We start from the raw sequence: 23,764 nt of genomic DNA, 5'->3' as shown, positions 1-23,764 counted from the left end.
TCTACCAGTCTTGGGCAGATTGCTCGCTTTAGAAGATCTATCGGAAACTGCCGGCTCATAGACTCGACATAACGACGTCCACCGGCATGACCGGGGTGCCCTGTAGGAGCGGCCGGTGGCCGCGATAGGGCTATCCGGCTCCACCCAACCCCTGATCGCGGCCACCGGCCGCTCCTACATGTTGACTCCCTTCAATCCCGAGCTGCAGATATACATCCCCACGGCAATTGGCTATAAAGCCCACAAATCGACCCGCCGGGCAGAATCCCCATGCAACAACCCATCGCCGGCTACCACCGCGACGAGGAAGACCACTGGGTCGCCGAACTCGCCTGCGGCCACAACCAGCACGTGCGCCACGATCCGCCCTGGCAGAATCGCCCCTGGGTCACCACTGAATCCGGCCGCGAGTCGATGCTCGGTCATCTGCTGAACTGTGTGAAATGCGATGAGGGCGCGCCGCCGGACAACCTAGCCGAGGTACGAGATAAATGACAAAGATCTGGGTCGACGCCGACGCCTGCCCGGTGGCCATCAAGGAAATCCTGTTCCGCGCCGCCGAGCGCACCCACACGGAAATGACGCTGGTGGCCAACCAGCCGGTGCGGGTGCCGCCGTCGCGCTTTATCAAATCCCTGCAGGTGACCTCGGGCTTCGATGTGGCCGACAACGAAATCGTCAGGCGCTGTTCCGCCGGCGATCTGGTGATCACCAGCGATATCCCGCTGGCGGCGGAGGTGATCGACAAGGGCGGCGACGCGCTGAACCCGCGCGGCGAGCGCTACTCCAAGGCGAATATCCGCGCGCGCCTGAATATGCGCGACTTTATGGACACCATGCGCGCGAGCGGCATGCACACCGGCGGGCCGCCGCCGCTCGGGCAGCAGGAGCGCAAGGCCTTCGCCGATCAGCTGGACCGCTGGCTGGCGGCGAGCCGCAGGAAAATCTGAGGAGCCTCCGGTGGAATCTATTCGCCTGGAAGCCGCGCGCGATTCACAGCTGCCGACACTGATGTCGTGGCTGGCGGATCTGTGCCAGTGCCGGCAGTGGGGCGGCCCGCAGTTTCGCTATCCGTTTGATGCACAGACCTTTGTCGAGGACTGCCGCTGGCGCGAGCTGCCGAGCCATGCGCTGGTGCGCGGACGGGGCGAGCTGCTCGCCTTCGGTCAGTACTACCAGCGTCTCGGCCGCTGCCACCTGGGGCGCCTGATCGTATCGCCGCAACACCGGGGAATCGGCCTCGGCAAAGCGCTGGTCACCGGGCTGGCGCGACGCGGCTGCTCCGAACTGGGCGCCTCCGAGTGCTCGCTGTTTGTATTGCAGGACAATGCCACCGCCCACGGCCTGTACCGGGCACTCGGCTTCGCCGTGGCTGAATATCCGGAGCCGAGCGATATGCTCGCCGGCTGCGACTATATGATCGCGCCGGCCGAAAACTTTATTTCTATTTCGATATGAGCAAATTAATCGAACCGCAAACCGAGCGCCTGTTGCTGCGTCAGTGGCGCGACTGCGACCGCGAGCCCTTCGCGGCAATGAATGCCGACCCGCGCGTGATGGAATTTTTCCCGGCAATACTGGACCGGGCCGCCAGCGACGCCGCCGTCGACCGCGGCAGCGCGCATATCGCCGAGTACGGCTGGGGCTTTTGGGCCGCGGAGCGCAGGGAGGACGGCAAATTTATCGGCTTCGTCGGCCTCAAGCACGCGCCGGCAGAACTGCCGTTTTCCCCCTGTGTGGAAATCGGCTGGCGCCTTGCGGTTCCCTACTGGGGATGCGGTTATGCCGGCGAAGCGGCAACAGCCACATTGCGAGTCGCCTTCGAACAATTGCAGCTCGCAGAAGTGGTCTCGTTTACTGCGCTGCAGAATATCCGCTCGCAGCGGGTTATGCAGCGGCTGGGAATGCGCGAAGACCCGTTGACCTTTGAACACCCACTGGTTCCGCTCGGCAGCCCGTTGCGGCGCCACTGCCTATACCGGTTGAGCGCCTCCGAGTGGCGCCAGCAAAATGTATAAGTGATGAGCGACCTGCGAGGAAGCGTGCCGATGGATCACCTATCGATAGATCATTTGCGGAGAGAGCGCCTGGGATTCTTTCCGACGCCGCTGACGCGGCTGCGCAACTTCACCGAGCGCTTCGGCGGTCCGGAAGTCTATATCAAGCGTGACGACCAGACTGGGCTAGCGCTCGGTGGCAACAAGACCCGCAAGCTGGAATTCATTCTTGGCGATGCGCTCGCTCGCGGCGCCGACACCATAATCACGGCCGGCGCCGCCCAGTCGAACCACTGCCGCCAGACGGCGGCGGCAGCGGCGGCGCTGGGGCTCGAGTGCCACCTGGTGCTCGGCGGCCATCCGCCGGAAAGGGCCAGCGGTAATCTGTTGCTGGACCAACTCTTCGGTTGCCATATTCACTGGAACAACGTGCACCGCAAGGGCGAAGATCTTCCGCAGGTAGCCGAATACCTGAAACAAGCCGGCAAAAAGGTTTACCAGGTACCCTATGGCGGCTCCAGCGAACTCGGCGCGCTGGCCTTTGTGGCGGCATTGATGGAACTGGAGAGCCAGTGTCGGGAAACGGCTCTTTCGTTCACGCATATCCTATTCGCGTCTAGCTCCGGCGGCACCCACGCCGGCCTGATGCTCGGCAAAAAACTGCTCGACGCGGACTTTGACATAGTCGGCATCAGTATCGATAAATTCGAAAACCGGGAGATCCCGTTTGACCGGCACATCATCGAACTGGCCAATCGCAGTGCCGCATTGATCGGCAGCGACCAAAGATTCGACAGCAGCGACCTCCACTTGAACCGGGATTACCTGGGCGAGGGCTATGGGGTGGTAGGTGACCAGGAGCGAGAGGCGATCGAACTGCTGGCGCGCACCGAGGGCATACTGCTGGATCCCGTCTATACCGGGCGCGCCATGGCGGCACTGATCGACCTGCTGCGCAACAATGCGTTTAGCAAAGATGACCGGGTGCTCTTCTGGCATACCGGCGGCGCCCCGGCGCTGTTTGCCTATGCGGATACACTCAATATCTCCGCTCCGCAGCCGATCTGAAAGCACCGCGGCCGGAATCTAGGGTGCAAATCGAAAATTTTCTAAGAACTGTTTCATCCGCACCTGCTCAAACCACGGGTGAACGAAAAGGGAAAAACCACTCAGTGAGCATGAAAGGAATATTTCTGGCGACAACGATGGCAGGAGCGCTGGCCGTAACCGCGGCCGCTACTGCGCTGGCAACGGAATACGCCCCCCTCCCGCAACTGCAGGCCTACGAAGTGCCGGAAGCCTGGCGCCGTCCGGTGGCGCCGCTGCGCATTGCCGAGCGCACGTGGCAGATTGGCACCGAGGAGTTGACCTCGCTGCTGCTGAAGGGCAGCGACGGTGCCATCCTGATCGATGGCGGCATGCCCCAGTCTGCCGACCATCTGCTGGCAAATATGAAGGCACTTGGTGTGGAGCCGACCGACCTGAAGCTGATCCTGCACAGCCACGCGCATGGCGATCACGCCGGCCCGCTGGCGGCGCTACAGCGCGCTACCGGTGCGCGCGTGGTCAGCAATGCGGAATCCGCGGTATTGCTGGCACGCGGCGGTGCCGACGACATTCACTTCGGCGACGGTATCCTATTCCCGCCGGTGAAAGCCGACCGGCTGCTGCAGGACGGCGAGCGAGTCGAGCTCGGTGACCTGCACCTGCAGGTACACTTTATCCCCGGTCACACGCCGGGCAGCATGGCCTGGACCTGGCGCGACCGCGGCGACGGCCGGGATGTGAACATCGCCTACGTCGACAGCCTCAGTGCCCCCGGTTATCAACTAATTGATAATCCCCGCTACCCAAAAATTGTCGAGGATTACCGCTCCACATTTGCCAGGGTTCGGGAACTGCCCTGCGATTTGCTACTGACTCCGCATCCCCCCGCCAGCAGCTGGGCATTCAAGACCGAGGCAAAACAGGTCGAACCACTCGGCTGTCGCACCTATGCCGATCGGGCTGAGGTAAAACTGGATGCGCAACTCGCTGACCAGCGTAAAAAAATTCAGAGCAAATGACTGCCGGCACTGCGTGCCAGACTCGGCCCGATCGAAACGCACGCGAAGTTCGTCGTATAAAATAGGGCGCCTGTCTTTTATGACTTCTCTGCGCCGCCATTCATCTGGCATCGTGCGCCGCTTGGAGAGCTGCCTGATTCTTGAGGCAGCGAGGTAACAAGGAGCGGTGAATTTTGAAGCACAATAAGTCTTTAACGGGCAGGTCTTTTTACCTGCATCTCTTCTTGGGGCTGTTGACTCTGGCCCTGTCCCAGGCGCCGGCGCTGGCCGGCACCTTCGCCATCACCGGCGGCCAGTGGTTTGACGGCCAGGACTTTCGCGCTGACCACTGGTATATCGACAGCCGCGGCACCTTTACCAAAAGGAAGCCGGAAAATATCGATCACGTGATCGATGCCAGCGGCAAATATTTGCTTCCACCCTTTGCTGACGCGCACAATCACAATCTGCAGAATGCCTGGGGCGTGAACAACTTCGGCCCCCTGCAGCAGAAATCAGGCATTTATTACCTGGCGCAAATGTGCGATTTCGGCGAGGGCTTGCGCGCACAGTTTGCCGGTGCGGAAACACTGGACGTGCGCTACTCCTCCGACTGTATCTCCGCATCCGACGGCCATCCGCTGGGGCTGATCCTGGCGGGAGAATCCGGCGAGGCAACCGAAGCGGTACTGGTGAAAGCGCGCGAGCAGTTCCTGCCGGTAGACGACCCTGAGCAACTGGATAGGGCCTGGCAGAAGGTGCTGGCGCACAAACCCGACTTTATCAAGGTGGTGCTGATTGCCAGCGAAAAATTCGACGAGCGCCACGGCGCGGCGGATTACCGCGGTATCAACGGTATCGATCCGGACCTAGTGCCGGAAATCGTTGCGCGGGCGCGCAGGCTGGGCGTGCCAGTGGTCGCACACGTGGACACGGCTCGGGATGCGGCCGTGGCGATTGAGGCGGGCGTGGAGGTCCTGGCGCACCTGCCCGGTTACCGCATCGCGAAGAATGAAGGCTTCGCAAAGGGCGACTATCTCATCGACAATGAAACTATCGTCCGCGCCGCAAAGCAGGGCACCAAACTGATCGCTACGGCGAGCGTGCCCGGCGAGCACGGGCGCTATTCGGCCGACGAGCTGGCCGAAATTCAGGAAATCCAGAAGCTCAATCTTTCCCGCCTGCAGGCCGCCGGTGTGCCGCTGTTGATGGGCAGCGACAATGTGTTCGGCACTGTGTTGAGCGAGATCAATTATCTCGATGCCCTTGGAATTGCAGACCGCTCTGCATTGCTGCGCTCCCTGACTATGGACACGCCGCAGTGGCTCTTCCCGCAGCGGCGGCTGGGCCGGTTCAGCGAGGGTGCGGAGGGCAGCTTTCTAATGCTGGCCGGCAATCCGCTGGAAAACTTGGACTTCCTCGGAAAAATCGAGATCGGTGTCAAGCAGGGTCATGTGATGACGACTGCTGGCAACTAGAAACTCCGTCATGGATAGTGCCCGACTGCGGGAGTGGCCGAAGCGCTATCCATATGCCGTGGCGGTCCGCGGTGATCGAAGCTTATCGATCACCAGTCATGGGCGCCGCTATGCCGTGCCATCATCTGCCGTAGTACGCGGTGATCGATGGCCTTCGCATAGCGCCCCTCGTCCCCCTGCATATCCGTCGCCGCCACCAGCGCGTTGACGATCGCCTCCTCGGTGGCCTCGACGGTGCCGCGGAACAGCGGGTCCAGGTGTTCGTTGCCGAGCATGCGCAGCTGCTGCAGGCCCGTCTGGCTGGCGGTATTGCCGGTGGAGAAGGCGATAAAGATATCGCCGGAGCCGTTGCCGGCGTAGGAGCCGACGCGGGCGAGACCCATGCTCGCGCGCTTGGCGAGCCGCTTCAGCTGGTGCGGCAGCAGCGGCGCGTCCGTGGCGACGACGATGATGATAGAGCCGGTGTCGCCGGCATTCGGATCCGCTTCGGTGTAGATGCGGTGCTCGCGCAGCTGCCGGCCCACCGGCACACCGGCGATGCGCAGTGTGTCGCGGATGCCGTAGTTGGCCTGTACCAGCACGCCCACCGTGTAGTTTTCGTTTTCCGCTTTCACCAGCCGCGAAGCAGTGCCTATGCCGCACTTGTATTCGTGACAGATCATGCCGGTACCGCCGCCGACGCTGCCCTCGGCCACCGGCCCCGATTTGGCATTCTCCAGCGCCGCCACCGCGTGCTCCGGTTTTACGTGAAAGCCGTTGATATGGTTCAGGTGGCCGTCCCAGGTCTCGGCGACCAGCGGCAGCGACCAGGTGTAGCCGCTGGCATCCGGTTCGGCCGCCTGCACGCGCCAGGCAATGGTGGCGTCGCGCACGGTGCCGACGCTGTGGGTGTTGGTCAGCATCACCGGGCCTTCCAATAAACCCGATTCCTCGACCCAGTGGCTGCCGGTCATCTCGCCGTTGCCATTCAGCGCGAAGACCGCGGCCATCACCGGGTCCATCAGGCTGTCGCGGCCGCGCGGCAGTACCGCGCTGACGCCGGTGCGCACCGCGCGGCCGCCGTCGGTATCGGCGATCAGTGTCGTGTGGCCGACGGTCACGCCGGCGACATCGGTGATTGCGTTCAGCGGTCCGGGGGTGCCGTCGAACGGAATTCCCAGGTCGCGGGCGCGCTCGGCGTGACAGACGGTGGCCATCATCAGCAGTCCTGCAGTCAGCAATTTGTTAGGCATTTTTTACTTCCAGTTGCGCAAGCGGCTCGACTTCGGCGTCGTCATTCTCTGTGAGCGCCTTGTCATCGATGCGCACAATCTTGAAATTGGCAAAGCCGTAAATGATCGCCATCAATGGGTTGATCAGGTTCAGGAACGCGTAGGGCGCGTAGGCCAGGGTGGCCACGCCCAGCGTGCCGGCCATGAAGGCACCGCAGGTGTTCCAGGGCACCAGCGCCGAGGTCATGGTGCCGGCGTCTTCCAGCGTGCGCGACAGGTTCTCCGGCGCGAGGCCGCGGCGCTTGAATTCGAGGCGGAACATGCGCCCGGGCAGCACTATCGCCATGTACTGGTCCGAGCCGATGATGTTCATACCGAAGGCGGTGACCGCGGTGGTGGCGATCAGCGAGCCGGTGCCGCGCACCTGTTTCAGCAATACCTGCACCAGCCGCTGCAGCAGGCCGGTGTGTTCCATCACCGCGCCGAAGCTCATGGCTGCGACGATCAGCCACACGGTGTTGAGCATGCTGGCCATGCCGCCGCGGGACAGCAGGCTGTCGAGCACTTCATCGCCGGTGTTGGACACATAGCCGGTGGTCATCGCCTGCCAGATCGCGGTCAGGGTCGCGCGCCAGCCGGGCTCGGCTGCGGCGGCGAAGCGGTTCAGCGCCTCGGGCTGGTACAGCAGCGCCACCAGCGCGCCGGTCAAACCGCCGAGCAGTATCGCCGGGTAGGCGGGCATCTTGCGCAGTGCCAGCCCCAGTACCACCAGCAGCGGAATAAATGTGGGCCAGCCGACATTGAACTGGCTCGCGAGCAGTTCGCGACTCTGCGCTATGGCGTCGGCGGTGTCGCTCGATTCGGTGCCGGCGGCCAGCCAGCAGAACAGCAGCAGCGCGATGACAAACGACGGCACCGTGGTCCACAGCATATGGCGGATATGGGTGAACAGCTCGCTGCCGGCCATGGCCGGGGCCAGGTTGGTGGTGTCGGACAGCGGCGACATCTTGTCGCCGAAGTAGGCGCCGGACACCACCGCGCCGGCGGTGATCGGCAGCGACAATCCCATCACATGGGCCACACCCAAGAGCGCTATGCCGATGGTGCCGGCGGTGGTCCAGGCGCTGCCGATCGACACCGACACCATGGCGCAGATGACCAGCGCCACCGGGTAGAGCCACTGCGGATCCAGCAGACCCAGCCCGTAGTAGATCAGTGCCGGCGCCGTGCCGCTGACGATCCAGCTGCCGATCATGGTGCCCACCATCAGCAGGATCAGGCAGGCGTTCATCGATAGGCCGATGCCCTTGATCATGGCCTTTTCCAGTTCCGCCCAGCTCTGCCCGCGATACAGGCCGACCAGTGCCGCGGCGGCGGCGGCCAGCATCAGTGCCAGCTGGTTGGGGCCGGACGAGGAGCTGTCGCCGAACAGGTACACGGACAGGGCCAGCAGGCCGATCAGCACCAGCGGCGGCGTCAGCGCCAGCCACAGCGGGATTTGGGATTCGGGCTTGTTCATAGCAATGCCTTTGTTATTCGTTCAGAAAGGGATCGGTTTCGGGTGGCACCTGATCAGAAAGATTCCCCTGTGGGAGCCAGCCCTGCTGGCGAAGCAGAGGTGACAATAGCGTCGCTTTGTTCGCCTGACAGATTTTTGCTCCTGTAAAATCTGCATTTCTGCTGGGCGGCACCCCGCCATCCATGGCGGTCACAACAGGCTCCCACAAACAGATGTGCAACTGTCGCGAGCCTGGTTAGCTCCCACAGGATTACTCCGCGCTGGCCAGCTTGGTGTCCGCCTGCAGATAGCGCCCGTACCAGTCCATATTGCGCCGCATGCGGTCGGCGAGATAACTGGGCACGGTCAGGCCGTGGTTCTCGCCCGGATAGATCACCAGCCGCGTGTCCACCTGCAGCGACTTGAGCGCCTGGTACATCTGCTCGGCGCCGAGGCAGGGCACGTTGCGGTCCTTCTCCGCGCACTGGTAAAGGGTCGGGGTGGTGATCCTGTTCGCGCGCAGGAAGGGGTAGCTGACCCGCGCGTAGTTGTCGAAGTTGTCCCAGGGGGTGCCCAGCTCCAGTTCGTACTCGCGGCTGTATTGATCGTGGCCGTAGCTGCCGAGCACGTTGGCCACGCCGGCGCCGCTGATCGCGGCCTTGAAGCGGGTGTCGCTGGCGATCAGGAAGTTGGTCAGTATGCCGCCGTAACTCCAGCCACCGACGCCGAGGCGCTCGGGATCGGCGATGCCGGCTTTCACCAGGTGGTCGACGCCGGCCAGCACGTCCTGCACATCCACCTCGCCCCAGCTGGCATAGATAGCGCGCGCGAAGTCGAAGCCGCGCCCGGAGGAGCCGCGCGGGTTCACCGCCAGCACCGCGTAGCCGGCCGCCGCGTACAGCTGCCAGTCAACCATGAACTCGTGCGAGAACTGGTACACTGGGCCGCCGTGCACGCGCACTATGGTCGGGTACTTCTTGCCGGGCTCATAGCCGACTGGCTTCACCAGCAGCGCCTCGATGGTGTGCCCGCCGCTCTGGAAGCGCAACTCCTCGCTCGGCTGCAGCTGCACATCTTCCAGGAACTCGTTGTGGTTGGCGAGGGTGCGCGGCTGCACTTCCACCGTCTCGATAAACAGCGGCCGGGTGTCGGTGGAGGCGAGTTCCACCAGGCGGCCGTTTTGCGCCAGCGCGTAGTCGTAGCCGATGCGCTGGCCGCGGGTCAGGTAGTCGATCTTCTCGCTGGCGACATCGATGCGCGCGAGCCAGGTGTTCAGGTTCTGCTCCACCAGCGCGTAGATGGACTTGCCGTCCGCCGACCAGCGCGGCTTGTAGAAGCTGCGGTCGATATGCGCCACTTTGCGCTCGCTGCCTTGCTCCAGATCGGCGACCACCAGCTGCCAGGGGGCGTAGTAGATCCACTGGTCCTCGCCGCTCTGCAGCCACGCCAGCTGTTTCGAGTCCGGCGACCACACCGGGCGCGATTCCCAGTAGGGATCCACGTCGGTGCCGGCGAACCGGCTGATGCGCTTCGGCACCGCGCCGGCTTCGGGCGCCACCGTGTAGACGTCGTAGTTCAGGTGGCGGTCCGGGTTTGGGCCGGTGCGGGTCACATAGGCGATGGCCGAGCCGTCCGGCGCCCAGGACGGCAGCCACACGTCCATGGGCGCGCGCGTCAGCTGGGTCAGCTGTTCGCCGTCCAGGCTCAGGCTCCACAGCCGCTGGTAGCGGTTGGTCAGGTAGTCGCGGCCGTCCTCCATAAACTGGAAGCGGTCGATCACCAGCGGCGGCTGCGGCTTGTCCTCGCCGCGGCTGTCCTTCTGCGCCTTGGGCGGTGCGTCCTCGGCGATCAGCGCGAAGTTGCGGCTGTCCGGCGCCCACACGAAGTCGTTAACGCCCGCTTCCAGGCTGCTCACCTGGCGCGCCTCGCCGCCGGCCGCCGGCATCACGAACAATTGGGTGGAGCCGTCCTCGCTCGCATCGCTCAGATAGGCCAGCCAGCGGCCGTCCGGGCTGTAAGCGGGCGCCCACTCGCTGGCGAACTGGGTGTTGGTCAGCTGCACCGGCGCGCCGCCACTCCAGTTCACCCGCCACAGGTCGGACACCGAGGCATCGCTGTCCAGGTTGTGCGTGCTGACGCTGTAGGCGATGCGCTCGCCGTCCGGGGAGAAACTCGGCCCGGACAGGTCGTTCAGCCGGTGCATGTCCGCCAGCTCGAACGGGCGCAGCGTCTGCGCCGCCAGCGGCGCCGCGGCCAGGAGCGAGAGAGAGAAGACAGCCAGTCGTTTCATGCTTATTCCTCGGTGGACTCTGCTTCGGTAACAGCGCGGGCCGCGTAGAAGGCGCGCGCGCGCTGCAGATAGTCGAGTGTCAGTTGGCGTTCTTTCGGGTTCAGGTATTCGTCGCGCGCGCTCGCATCGGCGATGGCGCGGTCGAGCCAGGCAGTGAAGTAGGCCGCGTCCGCGGGAGATTTTTGCGGCTGCCCGTCCACGTCCAGCCACACCGGGTTGGTGGTCGCGTAGGGGTACAGGTCCTGCACCCAGGGGTGCGGTGCGCCGGCGGCGCGCAGCAGCAGCCAGCCGGAGCCGGGAATCTCGATGTCGCCGTCCCAGTCCGCGCGCTGGCCGGCGGGCAGGCGCTTGATCACCTTGCCGTTGAACACCAGCTCCAGATCGGCAATCGGCACCAGCGAGCGCAGTGCGGTTGCCACTTTCACCTTGCCCGGCTTATTGAGTTGCACGCCGTGCCCCGGCAGCTGGCCGTTTACTTTCAGGCCGAGCAGCGGGCCGTTGCTGACGAAGCTGTGGCCGTTTTTGATTGCGCGCTTCAGCGATTCGGGATCGCGCGCACCGCCCTGCAGGAAGATCCGGTTCAGGCCCACGGGCCCGCGCAGGCTGGCGTAGTTGGTCATCGCATCGGTGCCGGCGCCGGCGGGAATACGCAGGCCGAGGTTCAGCAGCCGGTACCAGACTTCCGCCGTGGCCCTGTGATCGGCGAAGGACACCACCTCGAGGTAGTCGGCGAGCCCCAGTGCCGCGTCCGCGGGCAGGCTGTGGCTGAGCTTCTTCTCTTTCGCCGGATCTATCGACCAGTCGAACGGGTGCACATAACCCACCAGCGCGTTTTGCCTGTGCGCCAGCTCGCTGATGGCACCGTTGTGCGGGTAGGGCGAGGCCAGCGCGGTATGCCGGTAGCTGGCGAAGTCCGGGGTCAGGTAGTGGTCGTCCAGGTGCAACAGCCCCAGGTGGCCCCAGTAGCTGGTGTGGTACTCCTGGCCCTGGAAGATGGTGCGGCCATTCCGCTCGAACGCCCCGGTGGAGAAGGCTGCGATATCCGGAATCCGCTGCTCCTTGTTGACGATCAGGTTGTAGCCGATGTCCAGGTCCTCGGCACTCATCTGGTCGGCGAGGCCCGCGAGCTGCTGGCGGTAGTGGCCGCCGTAGTTCATGTGCAGGTGCAGGTCGGCGCTCTGGTGCTGGCCGAATTTCTTCGGCAGCGACAGGTCTTCGAGGCGCAGGCTCAGTGTCTGTTCGTCGCCGGCGACGGTGACGGTGCGCTCCGCCGGCGCTGTCTCGAAGCCGTGCAGCGCGGTGACTTTGATCTCGCCTTGCGGCACCCAGAGTTCGCAGCTGCGCTGGCAGTGGAAATAGTGGTTCTCGTGGCTCTGCAGGCCCGGCTGGAAATAGTCGTCTGCGTGCAGCCAGCCGCTGTTGTTCTGATCCGCCTCGGCGCCGTAGTGGCGGCCGTCCGCGCCCTGTACCAGCACGCGGCCGGCGATCGGCTTGCCGTCCGGGCCCGCGAGCCTGAGCGTCAGCCGCGTCATCGGCTCGAGGTAGTGGCGCCGTTTCGCTTCGATCTGCGTGCGCTCGCCGCCGATCACCGTGTGCAGCCACAGGCCGGTGTTGCCGTTTTCGTTACTGACGTACAGGATTTTTTCGCCGTCCGGCGACCAGCGCTGCTGGCGCAGGTCGAAGTCGCCGAAGGTCAGCGGCAGCGGCGACTGGCCGCTGGGGGTGGTCAGCCACAGCTGGTGCCACTGGCGGCCCTGGTAGCTCGCGTACAGCAGCCGCTTGCCGTCCGGCGCCAGCTCCGGTTTCGCGGCCCAGGTGGTCTCTTCGACCAGTACCTTCTTGCGGTCCGTTGGCTTGTCCACCGCCACCGACCACAGGTCGCCGCTACCCCACGCCACCTCGGGATTGCCGAGGTAATAGATGCGCTCGCCGTCCGGGCTCCAGCTCGGGTTGATCGCGTGGTCGGTGGGGCCATAGTAGTAGCGGTCGATGTCGCTCTTGCGCGGGGCCAGTAACGGCCGCACATCGGACAGGCCCGCCTCGCTCAGCTCGGCGATAAACAAATTGAAGTGGCCGCCGTCGCGGCTGGAGGTGAACACCAGGCGTTTGCCATCCGGCGAGATGCGCGGCTCCAGGTTGGCCGCGCCGGTGCGCGTCAGTTGCCGGCTCTCGAGGCTGTCGAGATCCAGTCGCCACAGCTCCAGCGCATTGCCGTCCGCGCGCGTGTAGATCGCGTAACGGCCGTCCGGGGAAATTTCCGGTTGGTAGTCGTAACCGGGGCCGGCGGTCAGCTGCCAGGCCTCGTCGCTGTTTACCGATTGCCGCCACAGGCTGCCGGCCATGCTGTAGACCAGCGTGTCGCCGTCCGGCATAAACGCCGCCTGGCCGGGGCCGCTGGTCAGCTGCGGCAGGTACATCTCGCGCCAGTAGTAGCTGTGGGGGTGGTCGATGTGTTTCAGCACCGGCGCGCGCGCCGGCGCCTCCGTTTGCGTAGTGACATCCGCTTGTGCGCTGGCGATGGCTGCCGGCAGCAGTGCCGCCAGTAGAGTCAGGGAGCGGGCTTTCATTATTGTTCTCCCGAAAAAATAAAAATCTTCTCGTCGAAGTGATAACCGTGATGCGAAGGCCCGGATGCCGGTGGAACCTTGCGGGACTGTCGGCGGGAGGGATCCCGCCGACAAGCCTCCAGGGATGGATTCACGGCGTGTCCCGCAAGGTTCCACCGGTAGCCGGGCCGCCCCTGTACCCCGCTCTAGGGTTCCGTTCGCCCGCAAACGGGCTGCCACAGGAGCAGCTTTCGCAACTCAGATTAATCCGCCAGTGCCTCCGCCAGACTGGTCTCGATCATCGCCAGCGCCTCGTCCACTTCCTCGCGGGTCACGCACAGCGGCGGCATAAAGCGCACGGTGCTCTGGCCGCAGGACAGCAGCAGCAGGCCGTTGTGGTAGGCACGGGTGATCAGGCGGTCGCACAGCGCTTTGGCCGGCTCCTTGCTGTTGCGATCCCTGACCAGTTCCATACCGATCATCAGGCCCTTGCCGCGCACCTGGCCGATGCAGTCGAGGCGGCCCTGCAGCTCGCGCAACCGTTCCATAAAGTAAGTGCCCACTTCTGCGGCATTGTCCGCATATTCCTTTTCCACCAGGTCCAGGGTCGCCAGCGCCGCGGCGCAGCACAGCGGGTTGCCGCCGTAGGTGTTGCCGTGGGCGCCGCGCGGCCACTTGGCCATGTGTTCCTTCTTGGACACGACCAGGCCGATCGGCATGCCGGAGCCCAGGCCCTTGGCCAGGCACATGATGTCCGGCGCCACGTTCCAGTGCTGGGCGGCGAACATCTTGCCGGTGCGGCCGATACCGGACTGCACCTCGTCGAAGATCAGCATGATGCCGTGGCGGTCGCACAGTTCGCGCAGTCCCTGCAGGAAGCCGTCCGGCGGCACTATGTAGCCGCCCTCGCCCTGGATCGGTTCCACCAAAATACCGGCCACTTCATTGGCGGGGATGTTGGACTGGAACAGCACCTGCTCCAGGTAATCGAGCACCGCCTGGCCCTGGTCATCGCCGGCCAGCAGCGGGCGGTAGTCGTTGGGGAAGGGGATATGGGTGACCCCGGCCATGGTCGGGAAGAAACCCTTCTGCTGGGTGTACTTGCTCGACGTGAACGCCAGCGAACCCATGGTGCGGCCGTGGAAGCCGCCGAGGAAACCGATAAAGCGCGAGCGCCCGGTGACGTAGCGCGCGAGTTTCAGCGCGCCCTCCACCGCCTCGGTGCCGCTCTGGCACATGAACGACAGCACCTCGCCCATATGCGACAGCTCGTTGATGCGCTCGCCCAGGCGCACCTGGTGCTCGTGCCAGTAGTCGCTGGAAATGTGCAGGAACTGGTCGGCGGCGCCCTTGATCGCCTCGACCACCGCCGGGTGGCGGTGGCCGGTGGAGCAGACCGCGATGCCGGCGGCGAAATCGAGGAAGCGGTTGCCGTCCACGTCCCAGACGTCGCAGCCCTCGCCGTGGGACATCACGAACGGGTAATCGCGCGGGTAGGAGGGCGACACCACCTTGCTGTCGCGCTCGATCATCGCCAGGGACTTCGGGCCGGGCAGGGAAGTAACGATGCGTTTATTGTTTTTCATACAGCTGTTCATATCCGATTCCTTATACTGCATTGAATGATTTTGGCACCAGCGGAATTTTCACCGGCATGGCGTGAGCGACGCGGGTGCGCTCGTTGAGGGCGCGCAGTTGCGCGAGTTCGGTGGCCGTCGGCGGTGCCAGCAATTGCAGCTCGTCCGCGACCTGCAGCGGCCAGCCACAGGCGGCGATCGCATCGGCCGCATCCACGCCGGGGTAGATATCGGTGAGCACCAGTTCATCGGTTTCGGGGTGCGGGCGCAGTACCCCGAAGTCGGTGATCACCGCCTGGGGCCCGCGACCCGGATAGCCCCTGGCGGCGCGCTCGCCATTGCCGCCCAGGAATCCGCTGCTGGTGCGAAACGCCAGCTCGGACACGAAGCTCTTCGGCGACATGCGCATGATCACCAGCACGCTCTTCGCGTGGGTGGCGATCTCCGGCGCGCCGCCGGCGCCGGGCAGGCGCACCTTGGGATTGTCGTAGGGGCCAATGGCGGTGCTGTTCAGGTTGCCGAAGCGGTCGATCTGCGCGGCGCCGAGAAAGCCGATATCTACGCGCCCGGCCTGCAGGTAATGCGTGAAGATCTCCGGTAGCGGTATCACCACCTCGGCGGTCTCCGCCAGCTCGCCGTCGCCGATCGACAGCGGCAGCACCCGGGGTTTGGTGCCCACGGTGCCCGACTCGTAGATCAGCACCAGGTTGGGGGCGTGCAGTTCGCGCGCCAGGTTGCAGGCCGCGCTCGGCAGGCCGATACCGACGAAACACACGGCGCCGTCGGCGAGCTGGCGCGCCGCGGTCACCGTCATCATCTCGTCCTGGGTGTATTGGCTGTTATTTTCGATGGGCTGGCTCATGCGGCGACCCCCAGCTTGTGCAGCAGCGCCGAGTGGTCGGGGCTGTCGATCACGTGGCGGTTCATCCAGGAGAGGAAGCTCTCGCGCTCCCGCGCGATACTGTCCCAGGCCTGGTAGAAACTGTTGTCGCGCGGGTAGTAGCCCTGCGTGTAGGACGGGTAGGCGCCGCCGGGCACTATGGCGATGGCGTCGACCAGGAAACTGGGCAGCACTATCGCGTTCATGTCCGCGTCCAGGCTGTCCACCTGCTCCTCCACCGTCACCAGCAGCGCGAGCGCCGCCAGCGCCGCCTCGCGCGCGGCGCCGGTGATGCCGCGCAGCAGCACATTGCCGTCGCGGTCGGCGCGCTGCGCGTGCAGTATCGTCACGTCCGGGCGCATCGCCGGCACCGCGGTCAGCGGCGCGCCGCTGAACGGGCAGGCGATTTCGCGGGTCGCGTCCGGGTTGGCCGCGTACAGGTCAGTGTCGCGAAAACCCTGCAACAGGCCGCTGGACAGGCCGGCGGCGCCGGCGCTGTAGGCCGCCGCCAGTTCCGCGTGGCTGTATTCGCACAGCGCCAGCGGCCGCGGCCAGGCGTTTTCCACCGCGTCGCGCAGCCGGTGCAGCGAACCGACGCCCGGGTTGCCGCCCCAGGAGAAGGTCAGCTTGCCGGCGCAGCCCATGCCGATCAGCTGGTCATAGACCAGGTCCGGGGTCATGCGCACCAGGTGCAGGTCGCGCCGGCCCTGGCGGATGATCTCGTGGCCGGCGGCAAACGGGATCAGGTGGGTGAAACCCTCCAGCGCCAGGGTCTGGCCGTCGCGCACCAGTTCGGCGATGGCGCTAGTGAGACTGACAAAAGTTGCCATAACTGCGCTCCGCTCACAGGACTATGGTGTGCGACTGCTCGCGCATATAGCGCGCGAGATAGTAGAAGGAGCCGATGGCCACGCCGGTGGTGCCCGAGCCCTTCCAGCCGCCGAAGCACTGGTAGCCGGGCCAGGCGCCGGTGGTGGCGCCCTGCGGCCGGTTGACATAGGTGACACCCGCCTCGATCCGGTCGAGGAACTCGTCTACCTCGCGCTCGCTGCCGTAAACGCCGGCGGTGAGGCCCAGGTCGGTGTCGTTGGCCAGTTCCAGCGCCTGCTCGAGGCTGTCGACCCGCGCGAGCAGCAGGATCGGCAGAAACATCTCCTCCCGCCACAGCGGGTGGTCCAGGCTCGCCTCGGCCAGCAGCGGTTCGACATAGAAGCCGTTGCCGCACTCGCCCAGCTGGCGGCCGCCGTGCAGTATCTCGGCGCTTTCGCTGAGCTGCTGCGCACAGCGCGCGTAGTTGGCATAGGCCTGGGGTGTGGTCACCGGGCCCAGCCAGTTCTCCAGCTGGCGCGGGTCGCCGATCTTGAGCTTGCCCAGCTCTTGCTTAATGCGCGCGATCAGTTCGTCCGCCACCGAGTCCTGTACATAGAGTCTTGAGAGCGCCGAGCACTTCTGCCCGCCCATGCCGAAGGCGGAGCGCACTATGCCGATGGCCGCGCGCTCCAGGTCCGCGTGCTCGGTGACGATGCAGGGGTTCTTGCCGCCCATCTCGGCGATACAGGGGCGCGGGTAGCGGCCGCCGACCATCTTGCGCGCGATGCGCATGCCGACCTCGTAGGAGCCGGTAAAGGTCACGCCGGCCGCGGCCGGGTGGTCCACCAGCGCGTCACCGATGCGACTGCCGGGCCCGCTCAGGTAGTTGAATACGCCGGCGGGCAGCCCGGCCCGATGCAGGCAGTCGGCCAGCAGGCGGCCGGCCAGCGGCGTGTGGCTCGCGCCCTTCAACACCACCGTGTTGCCGGTGACCAGCGCCGCGGCCACCGGGCCGCCGGCCAGCGCCAGCGGGAAGTTGAACGGCACTATCACCACCCAGGCGCCGTAGGGTTTCATCACGCTGCGGTTGGTGGAATTCCAGTCCGGCAGCGGGTCGTTCGGCAGCCGGTGGTCGAAGCCCTGCTGCTCGAAGCTGTCGGCGTAGACGCGGAAGAAGTCCCCGGTCTCCTGCGCCTCGCCCAGCGCCTCGAAGCGGTTCTTGCCGGTCTCCAGGGTCAGGGCGGCGGCGAGCCTGTAGACGTTCTCGTCGAGCAGATCGGCGATGCGGCGCATGATGGCGATGCGCTCGGCCGCCGGCGTGCGCCGCCAGCCGGCCCAGGCGGCCTGCGCCGCGTACAGGGCCGCGTTCGCGTCGTCGCTGCTGGCGGCGGCGAACTCGCCGATCACCAGGCTGGTGTCGATGGGGCTGACGCGCGTCTCGTAGTCCTCCGCCGGGCGGTCCTCGCCGTCGATATACAGGTGGTGGCGGCCGCCGAGTTCCGCGGTCAGCTCCGCCAGCGCCTGTTCGTAGCGCCGGTGCATTTCCGCCGGCGGGTTGAACATGGTCGCGTAGGTGAGTTTGAAGCTCATGTTTTCCCTCTCTTATCGTTGTTCTGGGCCCGGTCTCTTCAAGCCGTCAGTTCTGTTGCCATGGCCGTCAGCAGCTCGTCGAGCAGCGCCACGGCGTCGCTCAGCTGCTGCTCGGTGATCACCAGCGGCGGCGCCAGGATCAGCAGGTTGCCGCGGCTGGCGAAGGACACGCCCGCGTCCATGGCGCGGTTCAACAGGGTGATCAGCGCCGGGTGTGCCTGTGGCCAGGGTGCCAGCGGCGCGCGGCTGTTCCGGTCGGCCACCAGCTCCAGTACCGCGAACAGACCGTGGCCGCCGCGCACGTCGCCGATCAGCTGGTGGCGTTGCTGTAATTTCTTCAGTTGCGCAAACAGCTCGGCGCCGAGCGCGCGCGAGCGCGCGACCAGGTTCTCCTCGTCGTAGGCGGCGATGGCGGCGACGCCGGCGGCGCAGGACAGCGGGTGGCCGCAGTAGGTGAGGCCGGTGTAGAGCATCTCGTGTTCGAGCTGTTGCGAGATTTCCCGCGACAGCACCACGGCGCCGAGCGGCAGGTGCGCGCCGGTGAGGCCCTTGGCGATCGTCATCAGGTCCGGGCGCGCGTCGGCACCATGGCGCTGCCAGGCGAACCACTCGCCGCAGCGGCCGAAACCGCTCATCACCTCGTCGGCGATCAGGTAAACGCCGCGGTCGCGGGTCAGCGCGCGCAGTTGCGGCCAGTAGTTGTCCGGCGCCACTATGCCGTTGGTGCCGGCGTTGGGTTCCATCAGCACCGCGGCCACATGCTCGCGGCCGGCGCCGTCGATCAGCGCGGCCACCTCGGCGGCGGCCAGTTCGCCACACTCGGCTTCGGACTGGCTGTTGAACGGGCAGCGGTAGGGATAGGGCGGGCGCGCGTGCAGCACGCCGAAGGCCTCCGGCTCCACCTGCGCGCGGGTGCGCGCGTCGCCGGACAGGGCCATGGCGGCGTAGCTGGCGCCGTGATAGGAGCGGTCGCGGGTGATGACCTTGCCGCGGGGTTTGTTCGACGCCTGGCGCGCGAACTTGATTGCGTTCTCGTTGGCGTCGGCGCCGCCGAGGGTGAAGAAGACGCGTCCGCCGTCGAAGCCGGACTTCTCCAACAGTGCCTGGGCCAGGGCCGCGCGCGGCTCGGCGCCCCAGGCGGCGGTGACGAAGCACAGCTTCTCGGCCTGCTCGCGAATTGCCTGAATGAGTTTCGGGTGCTGGTGGCCGAGGTTGCTGCATTCGGCGAGGCTGCTCATATCGAGGATGCGGCGGCCGTCCTCGGCGAACAGCAGCGCGGCCTCGCCGCCGACGATAGTCGGCGCCCGCCAGTCTGCCTGCCTGCACCAGCTGTGCAGTACCGTCTCCCGCTCCGGTCTGATACCTGCCGAATTCATGCTTACCTCCGGTAGACGTTCGCAATACGAACATTTATTCTTATTGCGAACGAGTTTAGGGGGCAGCCGATCCGGCTGTCAACGCCCCTGGTAAAGGGACCCCAACGGAGGAGAGCGCACCATGAGCAGCCCAGATGATTTCAACCAGGGCGCGGACTACGTCCAGTCGCTGCACCGCGGCCTGGAGGTGATCCGCGCCTTCAATTCCGAGCGCCCGGCGATGACCCTGTCGGAGCTGGCCGAGTGCACCGGGCTGTCGCGCGCGGTGGTGCGCCGGCTGCTGCTGACGCTGCAGTACCTGGGCTATGTCACCAGCCGCGGGCGGTTGTTCTCGCTGTCGCCGCGCATCCTCGAACTGGGCTTCGCCTACCTCGGCTCGCTGCCGGTGACCGAACTGGCGCAGCCGCTGATGCAGGCGCTGTCGGACCAGGTCGGCGAGTCCTGTTCGCTGTCGGTGCTCGACGGTTTCGACATCGTCTATGTGCAGCGGGTCGCGGTGCGCAAAGTGATGACCGTCAGTCTCGGCACCGGCGCGCGCCTGCCGGCCTACTGCGCCTCCATGGGGCGGGTGCTGCTGTCCGATCTCGGCGATGCCGAGCTGGACGAGTGGCTGGCGGCGGCGCCGATCGAGGCGCGCACCCCCTTTACCATCACCGAGCGCGAGCGCCTGCGCGAGATCATCACCGCTGTGCGCACCCAGGAGTACTGCTACGTCGAGCAGGAGCTGGAGCTGGGGCTCTGCTCGCTGTCTGTGCCGGTGCGCGACGGCAGTGGGCGCGTGGCCTACGCGCTGAACATCGGCCTGCCCTACGGCGAGGGCGTGCGCCAGCGCGCGCTGGCGGAACTGCTGCCGGAGCTCACCGCCACCGCCGCGGCCATCGGCCGCAACCTGCGTGGCCATTAGTGAGCGCCTGTTAATATTGAGACGTTCGTACCATGGACAACCGTACAAATAACAATAACCAGGTGAGATGCTTCCCATGTCCCGAGCCGCTTGCTTCTCCCGCCCGCTGCTGCTGGCGGCAATCCTCTCTGCCACTTCTTTCGGCCCTGCGCTCGCCAGCGCAATAAAAATCGCCCAGCCACCCTACCAGCCGGATTCCGGCGACCTGGCGCTGCGTTGCGGCGCGCTGATCGACGGCATCGCCGATCGGCCGCTGCGCGACCGGCTGGTGATTATCCGCGGTGGAAAAATCCACTCCGTGGCACCCTCGGGCGATGCGCCCACCGACCTGCCCCTGTTGGAACTGCCGCATCACACCTGTCTGCCGGGGCTGATAGACACCCACACCCATCTGGCCGACAGCGGCATCGACTCTCGCGATGTGCTCGACACCCTCACCCCCGAACAGCAGTTGCCGCTCAGCCGCGCCAACGCGCGCACGACGCTGATGGCCGGCTTTACCGGTGCGCGCGACCTGGGCAGCTACCTGGCGTTCGGCGTCAACGGCATCCGCGACCGCGTCGACCGGGGCCTGGAAGTCGGCCCGCGCATCCAGACCGCGGGTTTCTACCTGACGATCCCCGGCGGTGGCGGCGACACCATAGTGCCCGGCCGCGCGCCCGAGACGATTCCCGCGGTGCTGCGCGCCGGCGTCGCCCGCGGCCCGGAAGCGTTCGCACAGAGAACTCGCGACGCCATCGCCGGCGGCGCCGACGTGATCAAGCTGATCGCCTCGGGCGCGGTGCTGGCCTACGGCGGCGTGCCCGGCGCGCCGGAGATGACCCGCGCGGAAATCGCCGCGGTGGTCGAGGTGGCCCACGCCGCTGGCATAAAAGTTGCTGCCCATGCGCATGGCGCCGAATCCATCAAGGATGCCATCCTCGCCGGCGCCGACACCATCGAGCACGCCTCCCTCGCCGACGCCGAGGCGATTCGCCTCGCGGCCGGGCGCGGCGTGGCTTTCTCGATGGATATCTACAACGGCGACTATATCGCCGACGTCGGGCGCAAGGAGGGCTGGCCGGAGGAGTTTGTGCGCAAGGGCGACGAGACCACCGAGGCCCAGCGCCGCGTGTTCAGTGCCGCCGTCACCGCCGGTGTGCCGCTGATCTACGGCACCGATTCCGCCGTCTACCCGCACGGCTGGAACGCGCGCCAGTTCCGCTACGCGGTCGCGCGCGGCCAGGCGCCGATGGATGCGATCAAGTCCGCGACTTCCGTGGCCGCGCGCTATATGGGCTGGCAGGACAAGACCGGTGCCATCAGGCCCGGACTGCTCGGCGACCTGATCGCGGTCGAGGGCGATCCGCTGGCGGACATCCGCCGCCTGGAGCGCGTGGATCTGGTCGTGAAGGGCGGTCTGGTATTCAAATGGCAGGAGCGCTGACAATCTATTTTTGTTCGCAATGCGAACATAAATTCTAATTGTGAACAGTGTTTGATGGGAGTAGTCTTGGGCGCAGATAACCAGAATCAGAACAATAACCAGAGCCCGGCCATGTCATTCGCCGCTGCCCGATCACAGGATGCCGACGACGCGCTGCAGCACGTTGCGCGGGGTCTCGCGCGCGACCCCGCGGCGGCGCTGGCGCAGCTGGGTGCGCTGCTCGCCGACAATCCGCACTCCGTATACGGGCGACAGCTCAAGGCGGTCGCCCTGCGCCTGCTGGCGCGCGCGCCAGAGGCGCTGGCGGTGCTCGAACCGCTGGTCGCCGAACACCCGGGCTTCGCCGAGGCCCAGTATGAGCTGGGCCTGTGCCTGCGCGCGCTGGGCCGCCTGGCAGAGTCGGCCGAGGCGCTGCGCCGCGCGGTCACCCTGAAGGGCGACTTCGCCCCGGCGTGGAAATCCCTCGGCGATGCGCTGCTGGCGCAGGACAACAAGACCGAGGGCGAGGCGGCGCTCGGCCAGTTCGCCGCACTCAGCGCGCGCGACCCGCAGCTGCGCCGCGCGCTGCAGGCGCTGCAGCAGGGCCAGCTGGCGCTCGCCGAGCAGCTGTGCCGCGACTATCTCAAGCGCCGGCCGGCCGATGTCACCGCGATTCGCCTGCTCGCCGAGCTGGGCCTGAAACTCGGCCGCTATGCGGACGCGGAAAAGCTGCTGAGCCGCTGCCTGGAGCTGGCGCCGGACTTCCTGCTGGCGCGCTACAACTATACGTTCGCGCTGATACGCCTCGGCCGCCACCAGCAGGCGCTGGCCGAGCTCGACACACTGCTCGCCGCCGAGGCCGACAATCCCAACTACCTGATCCTGAAGGGCGCCACGCTGGTGCGCCTGGCGCGCTACGACGAGGCGCTGGCCATCTACGAGCGGTTGCTGGCGCAGAGCGACAGCCAGCCACAGGTGCAGCTGAGCTACGGCCACACGCTGAAGACGGTCGGTCGCCAGGCGCAGGCCATCGCCGCCTACCGGCGCGCGGCCGCGCTGGACCCGGAACTGGGCGAGGCCTGGTGGAGCCTGGCCAACCTGAAAACGGTGCAGTTCGACAGCGCCGATCTCGCCGCCATGCGCGACTGCCTGAACATGCCGGCCAAGTCCGTCGAGCAGCGCGCGCAGCTGCTGTTCGCGCTGGGCAAGGCCTGCGAGGACGCGGCGCTGCACGAGGAGTCCTTCGCGCACTACGCCGAGGGCAACCGCCTGCGCCGCACGACCCTGCATTACTCGACAGCGGAGAATGCCGAGCGCACCGACGCGACCATCGAGCTGTTCACGCCGGAGTTTCTCGCCGCGCGCGCGGATTTCGGCTGCGAAAAATCCGACCCGATTTTTATCGTCGGCCTGCCGCGCTCCGGCTCCACGCTGATCGAACAGATACTGGCGAGCCACTCGCAGATCGAGGGCACCATGGAACTGCCGGACGTGATCGCGATGTCCCGCCGCCTGGGCGGGCGCAGGGACATGCGCGAAAAATCGCGCTACCCGGGTGTACTGGCGGAGCTGTCGCCGGCGCAGTGGGCCGCGCTGGGGGAGGAATATCTCGAACGCACGCGCGTGCAGCGCCGCGGCAAACCGTTCTTTATCGACAAGATGCCGAACAACTTCGCGCACATCGGTTTTATCCACCTGATGCTGCCGAACGCGAAGATTATCGACGCGCGCCGCCATCCCATCGCCTGCTGCTTCTCCAACTTCAAGCAGCACTTCGCCCGCGGCCAGCGTTTCAGTTACGAGCTCGGCGAACTCGGCGCCTACTACCGCGACTACCTGCGCCTGATGGACCACTTCGATGCGGTGCTGCCGGGCCGCGTGCTGCGCGTGCAGTACGAGGACACGGTGGCCGATCTGGAGGGCCAGGTGCGGCGACTGCTCGACTACTGCGGCCTGCCGTTCGAGCAGGCGTGCCTGGATTTCCACAACAACAAGCGCGCGGTGCACACCGCCAGTTCCGAGCAGGTGCGCCGACCGGTATACCGCGACGCGCTGTCCCAGTTCCGGCCGTTCCTGCCGCAGCTGCAGCCGCTGATCGACGCGCTGGGTCCCGAGGTGATGGCCCGCTACCCGCTGTAACGGAAAGACCGAATAACA

The 23,764-nt window shown here is 65.9% G+C and carries 20 protein-coding genes; 10 read left to right on the top strand and 10 right to left on the bottom strand.

Features of this window, described 5'->3' with window-relative positions:
• The first annotated feature begins 270 nt into the window (after window positions 1-270).
• From RRF64_RS11070 to RRF64_RS11040, 7 genes are all read left to right on the top strand, one after another.
• Window positions 271-495: a DUF3565 domain-containing protein gene (locus tag RRF64_RS11070; protein ID WP_323845946.1), complete on the top strand. Its 225-nt coding sequence runs from the start codon at window positions 271-273 to the stop codon at window positions 493-495.
• Window positions 492-950 carry a YaiI/YqxD family protein gene (locus RRF64_RS11065; RefSeq protein ID WP_323845945.1) on the top strand — a complete coding sequence of 153 codons (459 nt, stop codon included), beginning with the start codon at window positions 492-494 and terminating at the stop codon, window positions 948-950. The genes RRF64_RS11070 and RRF64_RS11065 overlap by 4 nt, the downstream gene beginning before the upstream one ends.
• 10 nt (window positions 951-960) lie before the next feature.
• Complete coding sequence (locus RRF64_RS11060) at window positions 961-1,458, top strand: GNAT family N-acetyltransferase (protein ID WP_323845944.1); 498 nt, start codon at window positions 961-963, stop codon at window positions 1,456-1,458.
• Window positions 1,455-2,018, top strand: a complete 564-nt coding sequence (locus RRF64_RS11055; RefSeq protein WP_323845943.1) for a GNAT family N-acetyltransferase — start codon at window positions 1,455-1,457, stop codon at window positions 2,016-2,018. The genes RRF64_RS11060 and RRF64_RS11055 overlap by 4 nt, the downstream gene beginning before the upstream one ends.
• A gap of 30 nt (window positions 2,019-2,048) precedes the next feature.
• Window positions 2,049-3,065, top strand: a complete 1,017-nt coding sequence (locus tag RRF64_RS11050; RefSeq protein WP_323845942.1) for a D-cysteine desulfhydrase family protein — start codon at window positions 2,049-2,051, stop codon at window positions 3,063-3,065.
• 110 nt (window positions 3,066-3,175) lie between these two features.
• The gene (bla, locus tag RRF64_RS11045; protein ID WP_323845941.1) at window positions 3,176-4,063 is read left to right on the top strand and encodes a subclass B3 metallo-beta-lactamase; all 888 of its coding nucleotides are present in this window, start codon (window positions 3,176-3,178) and stop codon (window positions 4,061-4,063) included.
• A 224-nt stretch (window positions 4,064-4,287) separates the two neighbouring features.
• Entirely contained in the window at window positions 4,288-5,520 is a 1,233-nt protein-coding gene (locus RRF64_RS11040; protein WP_323845940.1) for an amidohydrolase family protein, read from the top strand.
• Window positions 5,521-5,609: 89 nt separating this feature from the next.
• On the opposite strand, the gene RRF64_RS11035 is transcribed toward RRF64_RS11040, so the two are convergent.
• The 10 genes from RRF64_RS11035 to RRF64_RS10990 form a co-directional block, all read right to left on the bottom strand.
• Entirely contained in the window at window positions 5,610-6,752 is a 1,143-nt protein-coding gene (locus tag RRF64_RS11035; RefSeq protein ID WP_323845939.1) for a DmpA family aminopeptidase, read from the bottom strand.
• On the bottom strand, window positions 6,745-8,250 hold the full coding sequence (gene nhaC, locus RRF64_RS11030) for a Na+/H+ antiporter NhaC (protein WP_323845938.1): 1,506 nt from the start codon (window positions 8,248-8,250) through the stop codon (window positions 6,745-6,747). Before nhaC ends, RRF64_RS11035 begins: the two co-directional genes overlap by 8 nt.
• 13 nt (window positions 8,251-8,263) lie before the next feature.
• Complete coding sequence (locus RRF64_RS11025; protein WP_323845937.1) at window positions 8,264-8,443, bottom strand: hypothetical protein; 180 nt, start codon at window positions 8,441-8,443, stop codon at window positions 8,264-8,266.
• Between the two features lie 57 nt (window positions 8,444-8,500).
• A complete protein-coding gene (locus RRF64_RS11020; RefSeq protein WP_323845936.1) occupies window positions 8,501-10,519 on the bottom strand; it encodes a S9 family peptidase in 2,019 nt (672 codons plus the stop codon).
• Window positions 10,520-10,521: 2 nt separating this feature from the next.
• Window positions 10,522-13,086 (bottom strand): CehA/McbA family metallohydrolase, encoded by a 2,565-nt coding sequence (locus RRF64_RS11015; protein WP_323845935.1) that lies wholly within the window; start codon window positions 13,084-13,086, stop codon window positions 10,522-10,524.
• A 242-nt stretch (window positions 13,087-13,328) separates the two neighbouring features.
• A complete protein-coding gene (locus tag RRF64_RS11010; RefSeq protein ID WP_323845934.1) occupies window positions 13,329-14,651 on the bottom strand; it encodes an acetyl ornithine aminotransferase family protein in 1,323 nt (440 codons plus the stop codon).
• Between the two features lie 22 nt (window positions 14,652-14,673).
• Window positions 14,674-15,504: a CoA-transferase subunit beta gene (locus tag RRF64_RS11005; protein WP_323845933.1), complete on the bottom strand. Its 831-nt coding sequence runs from the start codon at window positions 15,502-15,504 to the stop codon at window positions 14,674-14,676.
• Window positions 15,501-16,352, bottom strand: coding sequence for a CoA transferase subunit A (locus RRF64_RS11000; RefSeq protein ID WP_323845932.1), 852 nt, complete (start codon window positions 16,350-16,352; stop codon window positions 15,501-15,503). The genes RRF64_RS11005 and RRF64_RS11000 overlap by 4 nt, the downstream gene beginning before the upstream one ends.
• Window positions 16,353-16,365: 13 nt before the next feature.
• Window positions 16,366-17,922, bottom strand: coding sequence for an aldehyde dehydrogenase family protein (locus RRF64_RS10995; protein ID WP_323845931.1), 1,557 nt, complete (start codon window positions 17,920-17,922; stop codon window positions 16,366-16,368).
• A gap of 38 nt (window positions 17,923-17,960) precedes the next feature.
• A complete protein-coding gene (locus tag RRF64_RS10990) occupies window positions 17,961-19,298 on the bottom strand; it encodes an aminotransferase family protein (RefSeq protein ID WP_323845930.1) in 1,338 nt (445 codons plus the stop codon).
• A 121-nt stretch (window positions 19,299-19,419) separates the two neighbouring features.
• Between RRF64_RS10990 and RRF64_RS10985 the strand changes: the two genes are divergently transcribed.
• From RRF64_RS10985 to RRF64_RS10975, 3 genes are all read left to right on the top strand, one after another.
• On the top strand, window positions 19,420-20,202 hold the full coding sequence (locus tag RRF64_RS10985; protein ID WP_323845929.1) for an IclR family transcriptional regulator domain-containing protein: 783 nt from the start codon (window positions 19,420-19,422) through the stop codon (window positions 20,200-20,202).
• A 76-nt stretch (window positions 20,203-20,278) separates the two neighbouring features.
• Entirely contained in the window at window positions 20,279-21,628 is a 1,350-nt protein-coding gene (locus tag RRF64_RS10980; RefSeq protein WP_323845928.1) for a metal-dependent hydrolase family protein, read from the top strand.
• 111 nt (window positions 21,629-21,739) lie between these two features.
• Window positions 21,740-23,746 carry a sulfotransferase gene (locus RRF64_RS10975; RefSeq protein ID WP_323845927.1) on the top strand — a complete coding sequence of 669 codons (2,007 nt, stop codon included), beginning with the start codon at window positions 21,740-21,742 and terminating at the stop codon, window positions 23,744-23,746.
• Window positions 23,747-23,764: the final 18 nt, after the last annotated feature.

The sequence above is a fragment of the Microbulbifer magnicolonia genome (assembly GCF_035117725.1).
Classification (GTDB): Bacteria; Pseudomonadota; Gammaproteobacteria; order Pseudomonadales; family Cellvibrionaceae; genus Microbulbifer; species Microbulbifer magnicolonia.
The sequence above is the reverse complement of the archived record's forward strand: the minus strand, read 5'-3'. Positions and strand labels throughout refer to the sequence as shown.